Origin of the sequence: Streptomyces sp. NBC_00080 (assembly GCF_045041255.1) — a bacterium.
Classification (GTDB): Bacteria; Actinomycetota; Actinomycetes; order Streptomycetales; family Streptomycetaceae; genus Streptomyces; species Streptomyces coriariae.
Map to the genome: position 1 here is coordinate 4,274,593 of NZ_CP108235.1, position 21,400 is coordinate 4,295,992.

General features: G+C 72.3%; 14 protein-coding genes and 2 pseudogenes. 1 reads left to right on the forward strand and 15 read right to left on the reverse strand.

The annotated features are described in order from the left end of the window. Positions 1-43: 43 nt before the first annotated feature. The 8 genes from tmk to bldG all read right to left on the reverse strand — a co-directional run bounded on the left by tmk (position 44) and on the right by bldG (position 13,257). Entirely contained in the window at positions 44-3,328 is a 3,285-nt protein-coding gene (gene tmk / locus OHU34_RS18990; protein WP_142265506.1) for a dTMP kinase, read from the reverse strand. A 159-nt stretch (positions 3,329-3,487) separates the two neighbouring features. After that, on the reverse strand, positions 3,488-6,334 hold the full coding sequence (topA, locus tag OHU34_RS18995; RefSeq protein WP_230194994.1) for a type I DNA topoisomerase: 2,847 nt from the start codon (positions 6,332-6,334) through the stop codon (positions 3,488-3,490). Positions 6,335-6,661: 327 nt separating this feature from the next. Beyond that, on the reverse strand, positions 6,662-6,859 hold the full coding sequence (locus OHU34_RS19000) for a hypothetical protein (RefSeq protein ID WP_142265504.1): 198 nt from the start codon (positions 6,857-6,859) through the stop codon (positions 6,662-6,664). Between the two features lie 390 nt (positions 6,860-7,249). Beyond that, positions 7,250-8,791, reverse strand: a complete 1,542-nt coding sequence (locus tag OHU34_RS19005) for a class I SAM-dependent methyltransferase (protein ID WP_372481717.1) — start codon at positions 8,789-8,791, stop codon at positions 7,250-7,252. 56 nt (positions 8,792-8,847) lie between these two features. Continuing rightward, positions 8,848-9,450, reverse strand: a complete 603-nt coding sequence (locus tag OHU34_RS19010) for a small secreted protein (RefSeq protein WP_142265502.1) — start codon at positions 9,448-9,450, stop codon at positions 8,848-8,850. Between the two features lie 193 nt (positions 9,451-9,643). Beyond that, positions 9,644-12,049, reverse strand: a complete 2,406-nt coding sequence (locus tag OHU34_RS19015) for a sodium-translocating pyrophosphatase (RefSeq protein ID WP_037735334.1) — start codon at positions 12,047-12,049, stop codon at positions 9,644-9,646. Positions 12,050-12,370: 321 nt separating this feature from the next. Then, positions 12,371-12,805, reverse strand: coding sequence for an ATP-binding protein (locus tag OHU34_RS19020; RefSeq protein ID WP_142265501.1), 435 nt, complete (start codon positions 12,803-12,805; stop codon positions 12,371-12,373). 110 nt (positions 12,806-12,915) lie between these two features. Beyond that, the gene (bldG, locus tag OHU34_RS19025) at positions 12,916-13,257 is read right to left on the reverse strand and encodes an anti-sigma factor antagonist BldG (RefSeq protein ID WP_009189842.1); all 342 of its coding nucleotides are present in this window, start codon (positions 13,255-13,257) and stop codon (positions 12,916-12,918) included. A gap of 81 nt (positions 13,258-13,338) precedes the next feature. Here bldG and OHU34_RS19030 point away from each other — a divergent pair, with 81 nt between their 5' ends. Then, positions 13,339-15,957 (forward strand): DEAD/DEAH box helicase, encoded by a 2,619-nt coding sequence (locus tag OHU34_RS19030; RefSeq protein ID WP_405767378.1) that lies wholly within the window; start codon positions 13,339-13,341, stop codon positions 15,955-15,957. Positions 15,958-15,997: 40 nt separating this feature from the next. Here the strand turns inward: OHU34_RS19030 and OHU34_RS19035 are convergent. The 7 genes and pseudogenes from OHU34_RS19035 to ssd form a co-directional block, all read right to left on the reverse strand. Then, positions 15,998-16,330 (reverse strand): annotated as a pseudogene (locus OHU34_RS19035) (Rv3654c family TadE-like protein); the annotation flags it as partial. Between the two features lie 221 nt (positions 16,331-16,551). After that, positions 16,552-16,941 (reverse strand): annotated as a pseudogene (locus OHU34_RS19040) (TadE family type IV pilus minor pilin); the annotation flags it as partial. Next, positions 16,928-17,143: a DUF4244 domain-containing protein gene (locus OHU34_RS19045; protein WP_405767380.1), complete on the reverse strand. Its 216-nt coding sequence runs from the start codon at positions 17,141-17,143 to the stop codon at positions 16,928-16,930. The gene OHU34_RS19045 and the pseudogene OHU34_RS19040, both read right to left, overlap by 14 nt. A gap of 216 nt (positions 17,144-17,359) precedes the next feature. Then, positions 17,360-18,145 (reverse strand): type II secretion system F family protein, encoded by a 786-nt coding sequence (locus OHU34_RS19050; RefSeq protein ID WP_405767382.1) that lies wholly within the window; start codon positions 18,143-18,145, stop codon positions 17,360-17,362. Positions 18,146-18,192: 47 nt separating this feature from the next. Further along, positions 18,193-19,053: a type II secretion system F family protein gene (locus tag OHU34_RS19055; protein WP_372481719.1), complete on the reverse strand. Its 861-nt coding sequence runs from the start codon at positions 19,051-19,053 to the stop codon at positions 18,193-18,195. Continuing rightward, on the reverse strand, positions 19,046-20,254 hold the full coding sequence (locus OHU34_RS19060; RefSeq protein WP_142265499.1) for a TadA family conjugal transfer-associated ATPase: 1,209 nt from the start codon (positions 20,252-20,254) through the stop codon (positions 19,046-19,048). The genes OHU34_RS19055 and OHU34_RS19060 overlap by 8 nt, the downstream gene beginning before the upstream one ends. Then, positions 20,251-21,363 (reverse strand): septum site-determining protein Ssd, encoded by a 1,113-nt coding sequence (gene ssd / locus OHU34_RS19065; RefSeq protein ID WP_142265498.1) that lies wholly within the window; start codon positions 21,361-21,363, stop codon positions 20,251-20,253. The genes OHU34_RS19060 and ssd overlap by 4 nt, the downstream gene beginning before the upstream one ends. Positions 21,364-21,400 lie beyond the last annotated feature (37 nt).

A 21,400-nucleotide genomic window follows, 5' to 3' on the forward strand; every position in this document is an offset into this window, starting at 1 on the left:
CCCGCCGCCGACCGACGGCGGGACGACCGGCGGCGTCGGACGCTCAGCGGCGTCGGCCCCGCCCGCGGCCCTCGTCGTTGCCGTCGTCGTCCCGGCGCGGGCCCAGCAGTTCGTCCGCCAGCGTCGGCAGATCGTCCAGCGGGGTCTCCTCGGCCCAGTCCGACCGGGGTCGCCGGCGGGGCGTGCCCTCCTCGTCGACCTGCGGCAGCTCGCGCGTACGGTCGTCGGCCCCGTCCGGCCGCGCCCCGTCCTGCTCGCCCAGCTCGTCGCGGAAGTACCCCGGCGGCACCCGGTCCGAGGGGTTCCGGTCCCGCACGGGAGGCAGCACGGCCGTCTCGTCGGCCGGGTTCTCGTCCCGGACCGGAGGCAGTACGGCCGTCTCGTCCTCGGCGCTGTCGCCGCGAACCGGAGGCAGTACCGCCGTCTCGTCGGCGGCCCCCGTCGGAATCGAGGGCTGTGGCAGCTCGGCCGTCACCTCGGCGTCGGCCCCGCCCGCGGAGCCCTGGGGCTTCCTCCCGGATCCGGACGCGTTCGCGGACGTCCTGGAGGGCTGCTCGGGCTCCTTGTCCATGCGGATCGGCGGCAGCACCGCCGTCTCGTCCACCGGGCCGCCCGACGCGTTCGTCGGAGTCACCACCGGCGTCGGCACGGTCACGGCCTCCGGCGGGACCGCCGGAGCCGGGGTCGCCGCGGGGCGCGCCGGCTTCGGTCCGACCTGTGCCGCGGCGGCGGCCTGCTCCGCCGCGCGTCGGGCCTGCTCGGCCCGCAGCAGCGCCTCCTCGGCCTTCCGCTGCTTCTCCAGGCGCCGGGCCTCGGCCTCGGCACGCAGCCGCGCCTCCTCCTCGGCCTGGCGGCGGCGCCGCTCCTCCTCCGCCTTGCGGCGGGCCTCCTCCTCGGCGCGGGCCTTCTCCTCCGCGAGGAGCCGGACCCGCTCCTCCTCGGCACGCCTGCGTGCTTCCTCGGCGCGCAGCCGCGCCTCCTCGGCCTGCCGTTCGGCCTCGCGCCGCTGCGCCTCCTCCAGCTCCCGCCGCTTGCGCTCCTCCTCCTCGGCGCGCAGCTTGGCGAGCTGCTCCTGGCGCTCGCGCTCCAGGCGCTCCTCCTCGGCCTTGCGGGCGGCCTCTTCCTCGGCCTTGCGGCGGGCCTCCTCCTCGGCCTTCCTGCGCGCCTCCTCCTGGGCCTTGATCTCGGCCTCGGACAGGGGCAGCAGCTGGTCGAGCCGGTGCCGGACGGCGGTCGTGACCGCCTCGGGCTCCTGGGCCGCGTCGACCACGAGGTAGCGCCCCGGATCGGCGGCGGCCAGCGTGAGGAAGCCGGAGCGCACGCGCGTGTGGAACTCGGCCGGCTCCGACTCCAGCCGGTCCGGCGCCTCCGTGAACCGCTCGCGGGCGGCCTCCGGCGACACGTCCAGCAGGACCGTCAGATGCGGGACCAGGCCGTTCGTCGCCCAGCGTGAGATCCGCGCGATCTCGGTCGGGGACAGGTCGCGGCCCGCGCCCTGGTAGGCCACGGACGAGTCGATGTACCGGTCGGTGATGACGACCGCGCCGCGCTCCAAGGCGGGCCGGACGACCGTGTCGACGTGCTCCGCGCGGTCCGCCGCGTACAGCAGCGCCTCCGCGCGGTGCGAGAGCCCGGCGCTGGAGACGTCCAGCAGGATCGAACGCAGCCGCTTGCCCACGGGCGTGGCCCCCGGCTCACGCGTGAGGACGACCTCGTGGCCCTTGGCCCTGATCCACTCGGCGAGCGCCTCGGCCTGCGTGGACTTTCCGGCGCCGTCGCCGCCCTCCAGGGCGATGAAGAAGCCGGTCCCGACCGAGGTCTGCGCCGGGTCGTCACCGCCGAGCAGCGCGTCCCGCAGGTCCTGCCGCAGGGGTACGCCGGAACGGTCGTCGACCTTGGCCAGCACCAGCGCGGCCACCGGCAGCAGCAGCGCGCCGACCAGCATCAGCGTGAACGCCGCCCCGCCGTGCGCGAAGACGAACTTGCCGCTTTCCAGCCGGTGCGGCCCGATGAGCGCCGCCACCAGCGGGGCGATCACCGCGCCCAGCGCCACCACGACCCGTACGACGGCGTGCAGGTGCTCCGTCGTCCGCGCCCGGCGGTGTTCCTCGGTCTCCTGGTCGAGCAGGGCGTGCCCGGTGTTGGCGGCGACGCCCGCGCCGACGCCGGCCAGGGCCAGGATCAGCAGCACACTGGTGACGTCCGGGACCAGCCCGGCGGCCAGCAGCGCCACGCCGGTGAAGGCGATGGCCAGCGCGAGCAGCCGGCGCCGCGACAGCGACGCCAGCACCTTCGGCGCCGTACGGACGCCGACGACGACCCCGCCGGTCAGCGCGAGCACGAACAGCCCGTACATGACCGGACCGCCGCCCAGGTCCTTGGCGTGCAGCACGGCCACGGCGACGGCGGCGGCGATCGCCCCGGCGACAGCGGCGCAGGCGAGGACCAGCAGCGGGATCGCGCCGGTGCGGCCCGCGTCGACGCCGGTGGCGGTCCTGGGCCGGCGCAGCCCCTCGAGCGGCGACCGCGCGCGCGGGGTGCGCAGTCCGGGCAGCTCCAGGAAGGTCACGATGGACAGCGACCCGGCGAAGAGCCCCCCGGCGACATACGAGGCGAGGGCCGCCTGGTGCTGTCCGAACCAGTCGATCCCGGCACCCAGAAGATTGTTGAACAGTGCCGCGACGACCAGAGTGGCCGCGCCCAGCGGGATCGTCACGAAGCCCGTGCGCAGCGACAGGCGGCGCAGGGCGTCCAGGTGGTCGGGCAACGGCCGGACGGTCGCGCCCTCCAGCGGCGGGGCGGGCAGCAGGGCCGGGGACGCGCTCTCGCGGGCGACCGTCCAGAACCGCTCGGCCACCCCGGTCACGAACACCGTGACGAGCAGCAGGGCCAGCGCGTCGTCCGGCGTCCAGTCGATCCACAGCGGTGCGACGATCAGCAGCGCCGCGCGCACGCCGTCCGCGCCGACCATGGTCCAGCGGCGGTCGAGCGGGCCGTCCGGCGAGGTCAGTGAGGTCAGTGGACCCAGGAGGACGGCGCCGAAGAGGAGGGTGGCCAGAATCCGCACCGCGAAGACGGTCGCCACCGCGAAGGCCACGCCGCGGTAGCCGCCCCCGAAGGAGCCCTCCACGATGGCCGCCTGGAGGACGAGAAGGACGAACACCAGGAGTGCGAGGGTGTCTCCCACCCCGCTCACCAGCTGTGCGCTCCAGAGCCGCTTGAGCTGCGGCTCGCGCAACAGGGCGCGCACAGCGCGCTCGCGGGAGTCCGCCACCAAGGCGTCGTCCGGTGCCGGGTGGTGGGCCGTTGGCTGCTCGGCTCGCGTCATGCTTTCAGCCTATCGGCCGCGACTGACACCCTGTCGCCCCCGTCCACGCGTGCGACCGCCCCGACACCAAAGTGATGCCGGGGCGTTGGTTTGAAGAACCGCCGTGGAGGAACGGTGCCGGGTGCCGGCCGTGCGTCCGTCGTGCGATCAGCCGTGCGCTCAGTCCTCCGACGAAGCCGGGGAAGCCGTCGCCTTCTTCGTGGCCGTCTTCTTCGCCGTCGTCTTCTTGGCCGTGGTCGTCTTCGCGGCGGTCTTCTTTGCGGCCGTCTTCTTCGCCGGGGCCGCCTTCTTCGCCGTCGCCTTCTTCGCCGTCGCCTTCTTCGCGGGCGCCTTCTTGGCCGTCTTCTTGGCCGGCGCCTTGGCGCGCTTCTCGGCGAGCAGCTCGAAGCCGCGCTCCGGGGTGATCTCCTCGACGCTGTCGCCGGAGCGCAGGGTCGCGTTGGTCTCCCCGTCGGTGACGTACGGCCCGAAGCGACCGTCCTTGACGACGACCGGCTGTCCGCTGACCGGGTCCGCGCCCAGCTCCTTCAGCGGCGGCTTGGCGGCGGCCCGGCCACGCTGCTTGGGCTGGGAGTAGATCTCCAGCGCCTCTTCGAGGGTGATCGTGAAGAGCTGGTCCTCGGTCTGGAGGGACCGCGAGTCCGTGCCCTTCTTCAGGTACGGGCCGTAGCGGCCGTTCTGCGCGGTGATCTCCACGCCCTCCGCGTCTGCGCCGACGACCCGCGGCAGCGACATCAGCTTGAGGGCGTCCGCCAGCGTCACCGTGTCCAGCGACATCGACTTGAACAGCGAGGCCGTACGGGGCTTCACGGCGTTCTTGCCGGTCTTCGGGGTGCCCTCGGGGAGCACCTCGGTGACGTACGGTCCGTAGCGGCCGTCCCGGGCGATGATCTGGTGACCGCTCTCCGGGTCGGCACCGAGTTCGAAGTCGCCGCTCGGCTTGGCGAGCAGTTCCTCCGCGAGTTCGACGGACAGCTCGTCCGGGGCCAGGTCCTCGGGCACGTCCGCCCGCTGGTGCCCCTCGGCGTCCTTCTCCCCGCGCTCGATGTAGGGGCCGTAGCGCCCGACCCGCAGCACGATGTCGTTGCCCACCGGGAACGACGACACCTCGCGCGCGTCGATCGCGCCCAGGTCGGTCACCAGCTCCTTGAGGCCGCCGAGGTGGTCCCCGTCGCCGTTGCCGGCTTCGGCCGCGCCGCCGTGGCCCGCGCCTTCACCGAAGTAGAACCGCTTCAGCCACGGCACGGCCTGCGCCTCACCGCGGGCGATGCGGTCGAGGTCGTCCTCCATCCGGGCGGTGAAGTCGTAGTCGACCAGTCGGCCGAAGTGCTTCTCCAGGAGGTTGACCACGGCGAAGGACAGGAAGGACGGCACGAGTGCCGTGCCCTTCTTGAAGACGTAGCCACGGTCGAGGATCGTGCCGATGATCGACGCGTAGGTCGACGGACGGCCGATCTCGCGCTCTTCGAGCTCCTTGACCAGGCTGGCCTCGGTGTAGCGGGCCGGGGGCTTGGTGGCGTGCCCGTCGACCGTGATCTCCTCGGCGGTCAGCGGGTCGCCCTCGCCGACCTGGGGCAGCCGGCGCTCACGGTCGTCCAGCTCCGCGTTCGGGTCGTCGGCACCCTCGACGTACGCCTTCAGGAAGCCGTGGAAGGTGATCGTCTTGCCGGAGGCGCTGAACTCGACGTCCCGGCCGTCGGCGGCGGTGCCACCGATCTTCACCGTGACGCTGTTGCCGGTCGCGTCCTTCATCTGGGAGGCGACCGTCCGCTTCCAGATCAGCTCGTAGAGCTTGAACTGGTCGCCGGTCAGACCCGTCTCGGCGGGCGTGCGGAAACGATCACCCGAAGGGCGAATCGCCTCGTGCGCCTCCTGCGCGTTCTTGACCTTGCCGGCGTACGTGCGCGGCTGGGGCGGCAGGTAGTCGGCGCCGTACAGCTGCGTGACCTGGGCGCGGGCGGCGGTGATCGCCGTCTCGCTCAGCGTCGTCGAGTCCGTACGCATGTACGTGATGTAGCCGTTCTCGTACAGCTTCTGCGCGACCTGCATGGTGGCCTTCGCGCCGAAACCGAGCTTGCGGCTGGCCTCCTGCTGAAGCGTCGTCGTACGGAACGGGGCGTACGGCGAGCGGCGGTAGGGCTTCGACTCGACGGACCGGACGGCGAACCGCGTGTTCTCCAGGGCGACGGCCAGGGCGCGGGCGTTCACCTCGTCGAGGTGGAGGATGTTCGCGCTCTTGAGTTGCCCCAGGGAGTCGAAGTCGCGACCCTGCGCGACCCGCCTGCCGTCGACGGTCTGGAGGCGCGCGACCAGCGACGACGGGTCCGACACATCGCCGGCGCGGCCGGTCGAGAAGGTGCCCGTCAGGTCCCAGTACTCGGCAGAACGAAACGCGATGCGCTCGCGTTCCCGCTCCACGACGAGACGGGTGGCGACGGACTGGACACGGCCGGCCGACAGGCGCGGCATGACCTTCTTCCACAGGACCGGCGAGACCTCGTAGCCGTAGAGACGGTCGAGGATGCGGCGGGTCTCCTGGGCGTCGACGAGCTTCTGGTTGAGCTGGCGCGGGTTGGCGACGGCGGCCCGGATCGCGTCCTTGGTGATCTCGTGGAAGACCATCCGCTTGACCGGGATCTTGGGCTTGAGGACCTCCTGGAGGTGCCAGGCGATCGCCTCGCCCTCGCGGTCCTCATCGGTGGCGAGGAAGAGCTCGTCGGATTCCTTGAGGAGATCCTTGAGCTTCTTGACCTGCGCCCGCTTGTCGGCGTTGACCACATAGATCGGCTGGAAGTCGTGTTCGACGTCCACACCGAGACGGCGGACCTCGCCCGTGTACTGGTCCGGCACCTCTGCGGCGCCGTTGGGAAGGTCACGGATGTGCCCGACGCTGGCCTCGACGATGTATCCGGGGCCGAGGTAACCCTTGATCGTCTTCGCCTTGGCAGGCGACTCGACGATCACGAGTCGGCGGCCGCCCTTCGCGGTCTCGCTGGTCGGGGACAACTTCGCTCATCTCTCCGGTCGACGCTGGGGCCTCACCCAGGCCTTGCTCCCGGGGTCGGGTCATGGTGACGCTGCGGAGTGTGACGGTACATCCCGCCCCCGTGTCAAACGGGAAAAGCCCGCAACGGCCACTCGAACGGTAACCCGACTACCGCCATTCCTGCCGCCCGGAGTACCGACCGGCCCCTTTCCGTACGACCGGAACGCGTCTTCCTCTTTACCGGCGCGGCCACGCCCACGCGGTTCGAAGGGGGTCCGGCGAGATCCGCGAAGGCGGCCTCGGAGTCGGCCCCGTAGGCACTTCCGCAGGTGGCCGCGGAGTCGGCTTCAGAGCCGGGTGAAGCACCACACCCCGACGGCCAGCGCGCCGACGGAGGCCAGCGCCGCCAGGGTCGCCGATGCGACGGGGCTCACATCCTGGGCCACGGGTTCACGGTGTCGTACCCGGATCGTGGTCCACATCAGCAGTGCGGCCCCGAACAGGGCGAACACCGTTCCCGTGAAGATCGTCGGCCCGCTCTCCATGATCGTCCCCGCCCCTTTTGCTCGGCCCGCACCTGCCCCGGCCACGGGAGGCTGTCACCCGCGGGCGGCGCCCCGGCGAACCCGAGGTGAACGCCGGCCCACGGACGGGGGCGGAGGGCCCGGCGAGCCGTCGGCCGAGGCACCGCCGACGGCCCCTCGGAACGGGGCCCCGGGCTGTCCGGGGTGCGGCGGGGCACACCGAACCGGGTGCGGGCTTATCCGGCCGACTTCGCCGACTTCGCCGTTGTCCCCGTTGTCGGCGTTGTCGATCGGCTCACATTGCATACGATCTTGGCGAATCGGCGCCGAGCGCGAAGAAACCATGGAGAGCGGCGAAGAACGGGCGGGAGCCCGCATCCGGATGGCCGGAACCGGCCGGATCCGCTCTGGTCACTCCGCCGGTTCGAGGAAACCCTGCTCCACCAGCAGGCGGATCTGGGCCGGAGTGCGGTCCCGCAGCAACACCGGATCCTCACCGACCAGTTGGGCGATGGCGTCGAGAATGCGGCCGGCGCTCAGCGAGCCGTCGCACACGCCCGCGAAGCCCGCGCCGACCGTGTCCACCTTGGTGGCCCGGCGCATGCCGCGGTGCTGGCGCAGCACGACGTGCTCCGGATCCTCGGCGCCGGGCAGCCCGACCTGCTCCTGGACGACCTCCGTGACCAGCCGGAAGCGCCCGGCGAGCAGGGCCGCGTCGTCATGGGCACGCAGGTAGTCCAGCCGTCCGAAGTGCGCCAGGACCGCGTCCCCCAGCGGCTGTTCGACCGGGTGCGGCCACTCCTCCACCGTGATCACGGGCTCCGCGGCCGTCGTCCTGCGCAACGTGATCCAGCCGAAGCCGACCCCCTTCACCTTGCGTGCCTCGAACTCGTCCAGCCAGGTGTCGTAGTGCGCCTGGTACTCGGCCTGGTCGCCGCGGTGATCACCGGCGTCCCTCAGCCAGAGCTCCGCGTACTGCGTGACGTCCTGCACCTCGCGCTGCACGATCCACGCGTCGCACCCGCGCGGCACCCACGACCTGAGCCGGTCCTGCCAGTTCTCCCCTTCCACGTGCTGCCAGTTGGCGAGGAACTGCGCGAACCCGCCCTCGCTCAGCCGCTCCCCCGCCCCTTGAACGAGCGAGCGGCACAGATCGTCCCCGCCCATCCCGCCGTCCCGGTAGGTCAGCCGAGCACCCGGCGAGATCACGAACGGCGGATTCGACACGATCAGGTCGTACGTCTCGTCGTCCCGGACCGGTTCGAACAGCGAGCCCTCGCGCAGGTCGGCCGCCGGAGCCCCGGACAGCGCGAGCGTGAGCGCGGTGATGTGCAGCGCGCGCGGGTTGAGGTCGGTCGCCGTCACGCGCGTGGCGTGCTGGGCGGCGTGCAGCGCCTGGATGCCCGAGCCCGTACCGAGGTCGAGGGCGGCGGAGACGGGCGTGCGCACGGTGATACCGGCGAGGGTCGTCGACGCGCCGCCGACACCGAGGACGACAGCGGTGTCGGCCTGGCCGCCTTCGCTCCCGCTGCCGCCGGCGCCACCGACCGCGCACCCCAGGTCGGAAATGATGAACCAGTCCTCACCGCCCGGCCCGCCGTACGGCCGTACGTCCACGGTCGCGGCGACCTCGTCCTCGCCCGTGGGGACCAGCCAGCCGCTCTCCACGCACGCGCGTACCGGCAGGAACTCCTCCACGCGTGCGTGCGGCACGGGCTGCTGGAGCAGGAAGAGGCGGACGAGCGTCTCCAGCGGCGTGTCCCCGCGGGTCGCGCGCAGCGCGGGGACGGTCTCGCTGCGGGCCAGGGCGGCGTAGGCGGGCGCGCCGAGCAGGTCGAGGAGTCCGTCCGCGGTGAAGGAGGCCGCGAGCAGCGCCTCGCGCAGCCGGGCGGCCACGTCGGGGCGGTCGGCGGAGGGCAGGGGGGAGAGGGTGGCGTTACTCACGCCCCCCATTGTCTCCCGTCACCACTCGGGGCGCTTTCCCCCGGATCGTTCTGAGCCGCGCGGCCTCAGCTGGTCGTCGCGCGGGCCGAGGCGGAGGTGGCCACCTTCTTGCAGCTGGGCTGGTTGGCCATGGCGTTCTTGACGTCACCCTGCTCGAGGTTCTTCAGCGCGGTGTTGCCGCTCTTGCTGAGTTCGCCGAGGTCGGTGGCAATGTCCTGGAGACCGTCGGCGAACTTCGCCTGGTCCTTCGTGTCCAGCGCGTCGACCTGCTTCTTCAGGCCCGCGTAGGAGGTGGAGAGAGTGGTGAGCGCCGAGACGGCGTCCTTCTGCTTCTTCTCGCCGTCGTCGACGCCGGGCGGCGTCCCGGCCTTCTGGACGGCCTGGGCGAGTGCTCCGTAGGCGTCGGACATGTCCTGGAAGGCCTGCGAGTCGGTCTTCTGGACGTTCGCCGGAGCGTTGTTGTCCGTGGCGGCCTGCTTGATCGCGGCGTTTGCCGCGTCGACCTTCGCGTCCTGGGCAGGCAGCGCGTCGCAGACCTGCTTGGCCCAGGCGTCGAGCTCCTTGTTGCCGTCGTCGCCGCTGCTGCATCCGGTCAGCGCCAGTACCAGTACCGCACCGCCGGACATCACGGCCGCGAGCTTCTTGTTCACCGGGTTGGTCCCTTCCATGGCTCTCGGCCCCGGAACATACACGGCAACCGGGCGCGAACCCCAGAACGAATGTCCGCTATGGGATTATTGAAGCCATTTGCACCAGGAGAGAGAAGGCTCACGGCTCGGACACATACTCAACACAACGGGCGGGCGACGCGACAACGCGCGTCACCCGCCCGCCCCTTGAGCTGGGCCCCGGTGGGCTGGTCTACGAAATCACCGCCGGATCGGCGGACTTGGACGAGGAATCGGCGTTGTCTTCGTCACCCACGGCGATCCCGCGCCGCTTGGAGATGTAGACGGCCACCACGATGACCGCGAGCGCCAGGACCGCGATCAGGATCCGTACACCGATGCTCTTGTCCTCGCCGTAACTGAACTTGATCACGGCGGGCGCGATGAGCAGCGCCACGAGGTTCATGACCTTCAGCAGCGGGTTGATCGCCGGGCCGGCGGTGTCCTTGAACGGGTCGCCGACCGTGTCCCCGATCACCGTGGCGGCATGGGCCTCGCTGCCCTTGCCGCCGTGGTGACCGTCCTCCACGAGTTTCTTGGCGTTGTCCCAGGCGCCGCCGGAGTTGGCGAGGAAGACGGCCATCAGCGTGCCGGAGCCGATCGCGCCCGCCAGGAACGCGCCGAGCGCGCCGACCCCGAGGGTGAACCCGATGAAGATGGGCGCGAGCACGGCGAGCAGTCCGGGGGTGGCCAGCTCGCGCAGGGCGTCCCGGGTGCAGATGTCGACGACCTTGCCGTACTCCGGCTCCTCGCTGTAGTCCATGATCCCGGGGTGCTCGCGGAACTGCCGCCGCACCTCGAACACCACGGAACCCGCCGACCGCGACACCGCGTTGATCGCCAGCCCCGAGAAGAGGAAGACGACCGCCGCGCCCGCGATGAGGCCGACGAGGTTGTTGGGCTGCGAGATGTCCATCATCAGGCTCATCGGAGCGCCCGCGCCGGAGAGCTTCTCCCCGACGTCCTGCGCACCCGTCGTGATGGCGTCCCGGTACGACCCGAAGAGCGCCGACGCCGCCAGGACGGCGGTGGCGATGGCGATGCCCTTGGTGATGGCCTTGGTCGTGTTGCCGACGGCGTCGAGGTTGGTGAGCACCTGCGCGCCCGCACCCTGGACGTCACCGGACATCTCGGCGATGCCCTGCGCGTTGTCGGAGACCGGCCCGAAGGTGTCCATGGCGACGATCACGCCGACCGTGGTGAGCAGCCCGGTGCCGGCCAGCGCCACCGCGAACAGTGCCAGCATGATCGACGTACCGCCGAGCAGGAACGCCCCGTACACCCCCAGACCGATCAACAAGGCGGTGTAGACGGCCGATTCGAGGCCGACGGAGATACCGGCGAGGACGACGGTGGCGGGGCCCGTCAGCGACGACTTGCCGATGTCGCGCACGGGTCGGCGGGTGGTCTCGGTGAAGTAGCCCGTCAACTGCTGGATGACCGCCGCCAGGAGGATGCCGATCGCCACCGCGACGAGGGCGAGGACGCGCGGGTCGCCGTTCTTGCCGTGGATCGCCGCGTCGGTGACGCCGTCGAGGTCGGCGTACTTGCCGGGGAGATAGAGGAAGACGGCCACCGCGACCAGCACGAGCGAGATCGCCGCGGAGATGAAGAAGCCCCGGTTGATCGCGGTCATGCCACTGCGGTCGGTGCGACGCGGGGCGACCGCGAAGATGCCGACCATGGCCGTGAGCACGCCGATGGCGGGAACGAGCAGCGGGAAGGCGAGCCCGGCGTCGCCGAAGGCCGCCTTACCGAGGATCAGCGCGGCCACCAGGGTCACGGCGTACGACTCGAACAGGTCGGCCGCCATGCCCGCGCAGTCGCCGACGTTGTCGCCCACGTTGTCGGCGATGGTCGCGGCATTGCGCGGGTCGTCCTCCGGAATGCCCTGCTCGACCTTGCCGACCAGGTCGGCGCCGACGTCGGCGGCCTTCGTGAAGATGCCGCCGCCCACCCTCATGAACATGGCGATGAGGGCCGCGCCGAGTCCGAATCCCTCCAGCACCTTCGGCGCGTCGGCCGCGTACACCAGCACCACGCAGGCGGCGCCGAGCAGACCGAGCCCCACCGTGAACATGCCCACGACGCCGCCCGTGCGGAATGCGATCTTCATTGCCTTGTGCGAGACGGCGGTGAGATCCTTTTCCGGTTCACCCTCCGCCGGAGTCGCTTCCCGGGCCGCCGCGGCGACGCGGACATTACTGCGCACGGCGAGCCACATGCCGATATAGCCGGTAGCCGCGGAGAACCCCGCGCCGATCAAGAAGAACACCGATCGTCCGGCGCGCTGATTCCAGTCGTCCGCGGGCAGCAGCAAGAGCAGGAAGAACACCACGACGGCGAAAACACCGAGCGTGCGCAGCTGCCGGGACAGATACGCGTTGGCGCCTTCCTGGACCGCCGCCGCGATCTTCTTCATGCTGTCGGTGCCCTCGCCTGCCGCGAGCACCTGGCGCACCAGTACGCCCGCGACCACGAGTGCGGCCAGGGCGACGACCGCGATGACCACCACGAGCAGGCGATTGCCGTCGGTCAGCACTGCGGCTGCGAAGGTTGTGGAGTGGTCCAACCGATGAGGGGTAGAAAGCCCCGCCATTCGTCCTCCTTGACGCTTGGGCTGAGCTCAAGATGTGGACGGATTGTAGGTACCGGAACCTGATCAAAACAGTGTGCGGCAAGCGGAATTCGCCTTCGCACGCAAAACTCGCACGATCTCGCTCGGTAATGGCTTCAAGGCATTCTGGTTCGTGAATTGATTCACGATATTCGCGGCAAGATTCACTACAGCAAGATTCACTGCACCGAGATTCCAAGATTCATTTCACGGAACCACTGTAAGCGCGGTCGCCGAGGTCCGCACATGCCGAAGGGCCCTACGAGGTAGGGCCCTTCGGGTGAGTAAATCGCGAGGTTCGGGTCAGGACAGCGCCGCGGTCGCCGGCGTGGTCGGCCAGGTCATGCGGATCAGCCCGCCGTGCTCGCCCGCGGAGACCTCGACGTCGTCGACGAGGCCGCTGATGACCGCCAGGCCCATCTCGTCCTCCTCGGCCTCCACGTCGACGCCTGCGCCCGAGCCGGGCGCCCGGTCACCGGGCGCCGAACGCGGTGCTTCGTCGCCGACCTCGATGGAGAACTGTTTCTCCTCCTCGATCAGCGACACCTTCACCGGCGCGGTGATGCCACCGGTCTGATGCAGTCCGACGGCACGGGTGCAGGCCTCGCCGACGGCGAGCCTGACCTCGTCGAGGACGGCCTCGTCCACTCCGGCCCTGCGCGCCACCGCTGCCGCCACCAGTCGGGCGGTCCTGACGTGCTCGGGCAGCGCGCTGAAGCGGAGTTCAACGGTGGCCATGCGTCCCCCTCGGAACTACGGGCGTGCTGTCGGGGGGCCGGGCCACCAAGCCCGGACCCCCTCTTTGTTCAACCAGCCGTGCCGGGCCGCGCGGGCCCGGGACGACGTGGTCAGTCGGTGGCAGCGACCGCTTCGTCGACCGAGGTGTGGATCGGGAACACCTTGGTCAGACCGGTAATGCGGAAGATCTTCAAAATACGCTCCTGGTTGCAGACCAGACGGAGCGAGCCCTCATGGGCACGCACCCGCTTCAGTCCGCCGACCAGCACGCCGAGCCCGGTGGAGTCGAGGAAGTCCACGCCCTCCATGTCGACGACGAGGTGGAAATTCCCGTCGTTCACCAGCTCGACCAGCTGCTCGCGCAACTTGGGCGCGGTATATACGTCGATTTCGCCACCGACCTCGACGACCGTACGATCGCCGACGGTACGGGTCGACAGAGACAGGTCCACGGATCCTCCAGCACCTTGCTATCGAGCGGTCGCCCCTCGGAACACCTGGGCAGGAGTCCCCGGGACGGTACGCCAGCCGCCATGGCATTCAATCACTTACCGGCAGGCGTGCACGACGCCTTGGCCCCATTGTCCGTCACGCCAGTGACACACTCGGTGCCGATGGCCAAGAATCACCGATCCGATCGACCCTCGCCCGAGGCCGTGCCCCGCCTGTCCCCGGCCGCGGTCCTGGACCGGCTCGCCCCGGGACCGAACCGGGCGTCGCGCATCACTCATACGGAGCACTTGCCCCCGCGTGAGGGCCGCCATGCCGTCTGGCCGGACCGGATTCGCCCCGAGGTCATCGCGGCCGTGCAGGCCTGCGGCATCGAACACCCCTGGGCCCACCAGGCCCGGGTGGCCGAGCACGCCCTGGACGGCGAGTCCGTGGTCGTCGCCACGGGCACCGCGTCCGGCAAGTCCCTGGCCTATCTCGTACCGGTCCTCTCGGCCCTCCTGGAGGGCTCCGAGGCCCCGAACGGCCGCGGGGCCACCACCCTCTACCTGGCCCCCACCAAGGCCCTGGCGGCGGACCAGTGCCGCTCCGTGAAGGAACTTTCACAACCGCTGGGCAACGCTGTCCGGCCGGCGGTGTACGACGGCGACACCCCGTTCGAGGAACGGGAGTGGATCCGCCAGTACGCCAACTACGTCCTCACCAACCCGGACATGCTGCACCGCGGGATCCTCCCGTCCCATCCCCGCTGGTCCTCCTTCCTGAAGTCCCTGAAGTACGTCGTCATCGACGAGTGCCACACCTACCGCGGCGTGTTCGGCTCCCACGTCGCCCACGTCCTGCGCCGGCTGCGCCGCCTGTGTGCCCGCTACGGCGCCTCCCCGGTCTTCCTGCTGGCCTCCGCGACGGCCGCCGAACCCGCGGTGGCCGCCGGGCGCCTCACCGGCCTCCCGGTCGTCGAGGTCGCCGACGACGCCTCACCCCGCGGTGAACTGGTGTTCGCCCTCTGGGAGCCGCCGCTCACCGAGATGGTGGGCGAGAAGGGCGCACCCGTCCGGCGTACCGCCACCGCCGAGACCGCCGACCTGCTGACCGACCTCGCCGTCCAGGGCGTGCGCACCGTCGCCTTCGTCCGCTCCCGGCGTGGCGCCGAGCTGATCGCGGTGATCGCCCAGGAACGCCTCGCCGAGGTCGACCGCTCACTCGCCCGGCGTGTCGCGGCCTACCGCGGCGGTTACCTCCCCGAGGAACGACGCGCCCTGGAGCAGGCCCTGCACTCGGGCGAGCTGCTCGGTCTCGCCGCGACCACCGCCCTGGAGCTCGGCATCGACGTCTCCGGACTCGACGCCGTCCTGATCGCCGGCTACCCGGGCACGCGCGCCTCCCTGTGGCAGCAGGCCGGCCGCGCGGGCCGGTCCGGGCAGGGCGCGCTCGCGGTGCTCGTCGCCCGGGACGACCCGCTGGACACCTTCCTGGTCCATCACCCGGAAGCGCTGTTCGACCGCCCGGTCGAGTCGACCGTCCTCGACCCCGACAACCCCTACGTCCTGGCCCCTCACCTGTGCGCGGCGGCCGCGGAACTCCCGCTGACCGACGAGGATCTGCCCCTTTTCGGACCCGAGGCCGAGGGCCTGCTGCCACAGCTGGAGGCTGCCAAGCTGCTGCGCCGCCGGACCAAGGCCTGGCACTGGACCCGCCGGGAACGCGCCGCCGACCTCACGGACATCCGCGGCGAGGGCGGCCGGCCCGTCCAGGTCGTGGAGGCCGGCACCGGCCGGCTCCTCGGCACGGTCGACGCGGGCTCCTCCCACACCGCCGTGCACGAGGGCGCCGTCCACCTCCACCAGGGACGCACCTATCTCGTGCGGTCCCTGGACCTGGAGGACTCCGTCGCTCTGGTCGAGGAGGCCAGCCCCCCGTATTCGACGGTGGCCCGCGACACGACGTCGATCTCCGTCCTGGAGACGGACGTCGAGATCCCCTGGGGCCAGGGCCGGTTGTGCTACGGCTCCGTCGAAGTCACCAACCAGGTCGTCTCCTTCCTGCGCCGACGTGTCATCACCGGTGAAGTCATGGGCGAGTCGAAGCTCGACCTCCCTCCTCGTACGCTGCGCACGCGTGCCGTGTGGTGGACGGTGACCGAGGACCAACTGGACGCGGCCCGGATCAACCCCGAGATCCTCGGCGGGGCCCTGCACGCCGCCGAACACGCCTCGATCGGCATGCTGCCCCTCTTCGCGACCTGCGACCGCTGGGACATCGGCGGCGTCTCGGTCCCCCTCCACCCCGACACCCTGTTGCCGACGGTCTTCGTCTACGACGGCCATCCCGGCGGCGCGGGCTTCGCGGAGCGGGCCTTCCACACGGCCCGCGCCTGGCTGACCGCCACCCGCCAGGCCATCGCCTCCTGCGAGTGCGACGCCGGCTGCCCGTCCTGCATCCAGTCCCCCAAGTGTGGCAACGGCAACGACCCACTCCACAAGAGAGGCGCCGTCCGGCTGCTCACGGAACTGCTGCGGGAGGCTCCCGAGGAGAAGTCCCAGGAGGGGGAGCCTCCGACAGCGCCGGAGAAAGGGCCGGGGGCAGGTCCGGAGAAGGGACCGGGGGCAGGTCCCGAGATAGGACCGGGGACGGCAACGGGTGAGGCTGCGGGGGCAGGTGCGGGGGCGGCACCGCGTACGCAGGCCCCGCCCTCGCCCTGACCTCGGCCGCGAACAGCCCCCGTCCCGAAGCCGCCGTCACGTCCGAGATCCCGCCGACGACCACGCACCGCACCAGTCGCGCCCCCTGCGACCGGGCCACCCGGTCCGCCCGGTCGCAGGCCCGCGCGACGCCGTCCGCTCCATGGTCGGCGGCCGCCAGCGCCGCGAGGTCTGCGCCGCCGGCGGCACGGTGCCGGGCCGCCACGGCCTGTCCGAGAGCGAGCACGATCCCGAACACCACGCACAGCACGGCGATCGCACCCACACTCCAGACGGTGGCGGAACCCCGGTCCACGTCCCCGTGGCGCCCTCCGAGGACCCGCCCGCCGAGGACCCGGGCCCACGCCCCGCCGCCACGCCCAGCGCCCCTCACGGCACGTCTCCCAGCGACTGCTGGGCGTCTGCCGTCGCGCCCCGGGGGTCACCTGGCGCGCGGGCGGGATGCGGCGCGCCTCGCGGGGCACCTGAGGCGCGGGCATCGCCCGGCGTGCCCCGGGCCTCCTCAACCGCCCCCACGCCCTTCTCGGCCGTCCCCACGGCTGTCTCGGCCGCTCCTACGGCTTCGCCTCCCGTCGCCACTGCCGACTCCACCGTCCCCACGGCCTCCTCCGCCGCCGCCACGGCCTCCTCCCGCACCTCGAAGGGCAGGCCGCGCAACGCCGGTGGTTTGGCCACGACCACGACGCGGACCTGGTCGCCCTCCCGGCTGATCGTCACCTCCGCCCCACGCGGCGCCGTCGCGCGGGTCACCTCGAGGACCGCGGCCGCCGGATCCTGCCGGGCCGCCGCGCGAGCGCCGGTCCTGGCCGCGTCCACGCACTGGATCTGGGCCGCCATGACCAACAGCCCCCACACCAGCGCCATCGTGAACACCACCAGCACCGGCAGCACCACGGCCGACTCCGCCGTCACGAACCCCCGGTCCCCGGCACACACCCACCGGGAGGCGCGCCGAGGCTCCCGTCCGCGCTCACGCCCCCGCACTGAGCGCCCGCTTCACGATGGCCTGCAACTGAGCCGCGACCACCTCGCTCGTCACCACCTGGTAGAGGAGCACCGCGAATCCCACGGCCGCCACGATCCCCATCGCGTACTCGGACGTCACCATCCCCGCGTCACCGCGCGCCGCACGCACCCGCACCCTGCACACCAGGGCGCTCAGCCGCGCCCACACCATCTTGTACATCTCAACCCCCGTGAGGTCCCGTTGTGTTGATCTCTGTGTCTGGTTCGGCCACTTCGTTTCGACCATTCGCCGCTCGGCCATTCGCCGCGCGCCCCTCGGCCCTCGGCATTCGCCGCGCGCCCCTCGGCACTCGGCACTCCGATGGTCGTCGGCCGGCTCTTCAGTCACCCGCGCCGTCGCGCTTCGGCGTGCACGTTGTCCACGCCGTCCACGCCCTCATCCACCACCCCCTCCCAGCACCCCGCCCGCGAGCCCGATGACGATGGGCAGCACACCGACCGCGATGAAGGCGGGCAGGAAGCACAGCCCCACCGGCACGGTGACCATCACGGCTGCCCGCCGGGCCCGAGCCGTCGCGGCGCGCGCCCAGTCGGCTCGGGTGTCGGCGGCGAGCCGGGCGACCGGTCCGGCCGCGGGCAGTCCCGAGATGTCGGCCCGCTCCAGCAGGCGGGCCAGGGACGCGGCACCCGGTATCGAAGCCAACCTCCGCCAGGCGATGGCCGGTTCGCCACCCAACCGCACCTCGGCGGCACCGCGCGCCAGCCCTTCCCCCACCGGCCCGCCGAGGGCCTCACCCACGGCCTGCGCCGCGATCACCGGGCCGGCTCCCGCCGCGATGCACGCGGCCAGCAGGTCGGCCGCGAGCGGGAGTTGACGTGCGGCAAGCCGGACGTCGACTTCGCTCACCACCCCCGCCGCCTGTTGCCAACGACGCCACCGCCCCAGCACCACCGCGCCGATCAGCCCCAGTACGAGACCGGCGACGCCACCGACCACCACCCATCCCGCACCGAACACCAACGCGTCGGGAAGCCGCCGCCGCACGGCGTTCCGCAGCCCTGCCCCTCGGACGGTCGCCGCCGTGGCCGAGGCGAGCAGTTCGGCAGAGCGCCGCCGTGCCCTGCGTCGGCGCCGCGCGGTCTCCCACCACCGCGTCAGCCACCCGAGGGCCACCACGATCCCCACGATTGCCCCCAGCCTGTGGACAACTTCCACACTCACGCCTCCTCCGTCCACGTCACCCACCTCCCTCTCGCCTCTCGTCACGCTCACTTCGCTTCCGCGTGGCGGACGATCCGCAGCGCCCACCACATCCCCACGCCCTCCAGCACTCCGCCGACGAGCAGGCAGCCCAGCCCCGCTCCGGTGTGCAGCAGGACGTGCAGCGGGTCCGCTCCGAGCGCGGCGCCCAGCAGAAGGCCCAGGACCGGCAAACCGGCGAGCATCACCACCGTGGCGCGCGGACCGGCCAACTGAGCCCGCAGGTCGGCACGCTGATCGCGCTCCGCACGTAACGCCGCCTCCAGCCGGTCGAGTCCGGCGGCGAGACCGGCGCCCTGGTCCACGGCCACCCGCCAGCACGCGGCAAGTCCCAGCAGGCCGTCGGCACCCGGTTGCCGGGCGGCGACCGCGAGAGCCTTGGGCACGTCGCCGCCGAACCGTGCCGCCGCCAACACGGAGGGCTGCGCCGCACCCAGTCCTCCGGAGTCCTGCGCGGCCCGCCGCAGCGCCTCCCCCGGCTGCCGGCCGGCAAGCACCTCCCCGGCCAGCGCCGCGCACAGCGCGATCACCGCGTCGCCTCGGCGCTCCCCCGCCCGCCGGGTCTCGGCGGCCTGCCGCGCTCGGCGCAGCAGCGGTACCCCGGCCGCGCCCGCGACCACCGGCAGCACCGAACCGCCCAGCAGCGCCAGGATCAGTCCGGCGACCGGTGCCCACCATTCGGGTCGCCAGCGTCCCCGGAGCTTCCGGAGCTCGCCGGTGAGCTGCCGCCATGGCGGGGGCCCGCCGCCGGCCACCCCGCCGCCGGCCAGGAGCAACTGCGCCCGTCTGGCTCCTGAGTACGGTCCGCCCATCAGCCAGGCCGCCGCTCCGGCACAGGCCACGGCCGCAGCCATCGGCATCTCACGCATCACGCCCGCACCTCCCTTCACTCGCCTCGCCCCGCAGCAACTCCCGCAGCCGCTCCCATCCCCGCTCGTAGGCGAAGGCGTCCGCCCGCCATCGCAGTGCCGGCACGGTCCGGACCAGCCCGGACGGGTCCCGCTCCAGCACGTGCACCTCGGCGATCCGCCGCCGCCCGGCGGGATCGCGTACGAGGTGCAGGACCACCGACAGGGCCGCCGCCAACTGGCTGTGCAACGCGGTCCGGTCGAGCCCGGCCGCCGTGCCGAGCGCCTCGAGCCGGGCGGGGACATCCGCGGCGGCATTGGCGTGAACGGTCCCGCAGCCGCCCTCGTGGCCCGTGTTGAGCGCGGCCAGGAGGTTGACGACCTCCGGCCCGCGCACCTCCCCCACGACCATCCGGTCGGGCCGCATCCGCAGGGCCTGCCGCACCAGGTCCTCGAGGGTGACGAGCCCAGCGCCCTCCTGATTGGCGGGTCTGGTCTCCAGGCGGACGACGTGCGGGTGATCCGGTCGCAGCTCCGCCGAGTCCTCGGCGAGCACGATCCGCTCCCCCGGCCCGACCAGGCCCAGCAGCGCGCTCAGCAGGGTCGTCTTGCCGCTGCCGGTGCCACCGCTGACCAGGAAGGACAGCCGTGCCCGCATCAGATCCCGCAGCACCCTGTCGCCGCCCGGCGGCACCGTGCCCGCGGCCACCAGCTCGCCGAGCGTGAACGCCCGGGGCCGTACGACGCGCAGCGACAGACAGGTGCAGCCGACGGCGACCGGGGGCAGCACCGCGTGCAGTCGCGTCCCGTCGGGCAGCCGAGCGTCGACCCAGGGGCGCGCGTCGTCCAGGCGCCGTCCGGCCACGGCGGCCAGACGCTGCGCGAGGCGCCGTACGGCCGCGGCGTCCGGGAAGGAGACGCCGGTGAGCTCCAGACCGCCGCCCCGGTCGACCCAGACCCGGTCCGGAGCGGACACCAGTACGTCGGTCACCCTTGGGTCGGTGAGCAGGGGTTCCAGAGGTCCGCTGCCGATCAGCTCGGACCGCAGATGCTCGGCCGCGCCGAGGACCTCCGCGTCGCCGAGGACCCGCCCCTGTTCGCGCAGCGCCTGCGCCACGCGCGCGGGTGTCGGTTCGGCGCCGCTGTCGGCGAGCCACTGCCGTACGCCGTCGAGAAGCGTCCCCGTCGCCTTCGCCCGTTCGAGGCCGGCCGGCGTGCTCATGGGCCACCCGCCTCGGTGAGCGCGCGCTCCCAGAACTCCTTGCAGAAGCGCGCGAGCGGCCCGCGAGGGGTCGCGCCCGGCGGTGACTTGCCGCCGTCCGGGCGCAGCAGCCCCGATTCGACGGGCACCTCGCCGGCCAACGGCAGGCCGAGCAGTCGGGCCACCTCGCTGTCGTCGAGTCCCGGCGCATAGGGGCCGCGCACCGCCACCCGCAGGTCGCGCAGCACCATGCCGACGGCGGAGGCCACGCGCTTGCCGGCCGCGACGGCGCGCAGTTCGGCGGGGACCACGAGGAGCCCGAGGTCGAGCTGGGCGAGGATCTCGGCGACGCCGTCGTCGATGCGGCGCGGGAGGTCGACGACGACCGTGCCGCCCCGGCGCCGGGCCGCCGCCAGCACCGCGCGCACGGCCTGGGGCGCGATGGCCACGCAGTCGCCCCGGTCCCAGCTGAGCACCCGCAACGAGTGCAGCCTGGGCAGCGACTCCTCCAGGGCGCTGCCGCCGACCCTCCCGCGTGAGGCGGCGAACGCGGGCCAGCGCAGACCTTCCGTGCTCTCGCCGCCCAGGAGGACGTCGAGTCCGCCGCCGAGGGGATCGGCGTCGACCAGAAGGGTGCGCAGCCCTTCTCGCGCGGAGGTGACGGCGAGGGCGCACGCGAGCGTGGAGGCTCCGGCGCCGCCGCGTCCGCCGATGACGCCGACGGTGAGGGCGGGCCGTCCGACGCCTTCGGCGACGTCGGCAATGCGGTCGACCAGCCACTGTTCGCCGTCGGGCAGCATCAGGACGTGGTCGGCGCCGATCTCCACGGCGCGCTGCCACACCCCGGAGTCGTCCTGGTCGCGGCCGACGAGGACCACTCCGCGCCTGCGGGCGGCCCCGCGGACACGGCGTGCCGCGTCGTCGCCGACCAGGACAAGTGGCGCCGACTCCCAGCTCCCCCGGCGTTCCGGCACCGAGTGGTGCACCTCCGGTGTGGCGCCGGCGGCGGCGCACAGGCGCAGCAGGTCGTCGAGGAGTCCCGCGTCCTCCGTGACGATCAGTGGTTTGCCCGGTCCGCCTCCGGTGGTGGGCGGCGGGTCGTGTGTGACGGCTCCGGTCACGATTTCCATCCCCCTTCGCTGCGGGGCGCGCAGTCGCTGCGGTCCC

Excerpts from the sequence above, each read along its gene's own strand:
- tmk (WP_142265506.1), bottom strand. The coding sequence starts at position 3,328 with ATGACGCGAGCCGAGCAGCCAACGGCCCACCACCCGGCACCGGACGAC.
- OHU34_RS19000 (WP_142265504.1), bottom strand. The coding sequence starts at position 6,859 with ATGGAGAGCGGGCCGACGATCTTCACGGGAACGGTGTTCGCCCTGTTC.
- OHU34_RS19005 (WP_372481717.1), bottom strand. The coding sequence starts at position 8,791 with ATGGGGGGCGTGAGTAACGCCACCCTCTCCCCCCTGCCCTCCGCCGAC.
- OHU34_RS19010 (WP_142265502.1), bottom strand. The coding sequence starts at position 9,450 with ATGGAAGGGACCAACCCGGTGAACAAGAAGCTCGCGGCCGTGATGTCC.
- OHU34_RS19015 (WP_037735334.1), bottom strand. The coding sequence starts at position 12,049 with ATGGCGGGGCTTTCTACCCCTCATCGGTTGGACCACTCCACAACCTTC.
- OHU34_RS19020 (WP_142265501.1), bottom strand. The coding sequence starts at position 12,805 with ATGGCCACCGTTGAACTCCGCTTCAGCGCGCTGCCCGAGCACGTCAGG.
- OHU34_RS19030 (WP_405767378.1), top strand. The coding sequence starts at position 13,339 with ATGGCATTCAATCACTTACCGGCAGGCGTGCACGACGCCTTGGCCCCA.
- OHU34_RS19045 (WP_405767380.1), bottom strand. The coding sequence starts at position 17,143 with ATGTACAAGATGGTGTGGGCGCGGCTGAGCGCCCTGGTGTGCAGGGTG.
- OHU34_RS19055 (WP_372481719.1), bottom strand. The coding sequence starts at position 19,053 with ATGCGTGAGATGCCGATGGCTGCGGCCGTGGCCTGTGCCGGAGCGGCG.
- OHU34_RS19060 (WP_142265499.1), bottom strand. The coding sequence starts at position 20,254 with ATGAGCACGCCGGCCGGCCTCGAACGGGCGAAGGCGACGGGGACGCTT.
- ssd (WP_142265498.1), bottom strand. The coding sequence starts at position 21,363 with ATGGAAATCGTGACCGGAGCCGTCACACACGACCCGCCGCCCACCACC.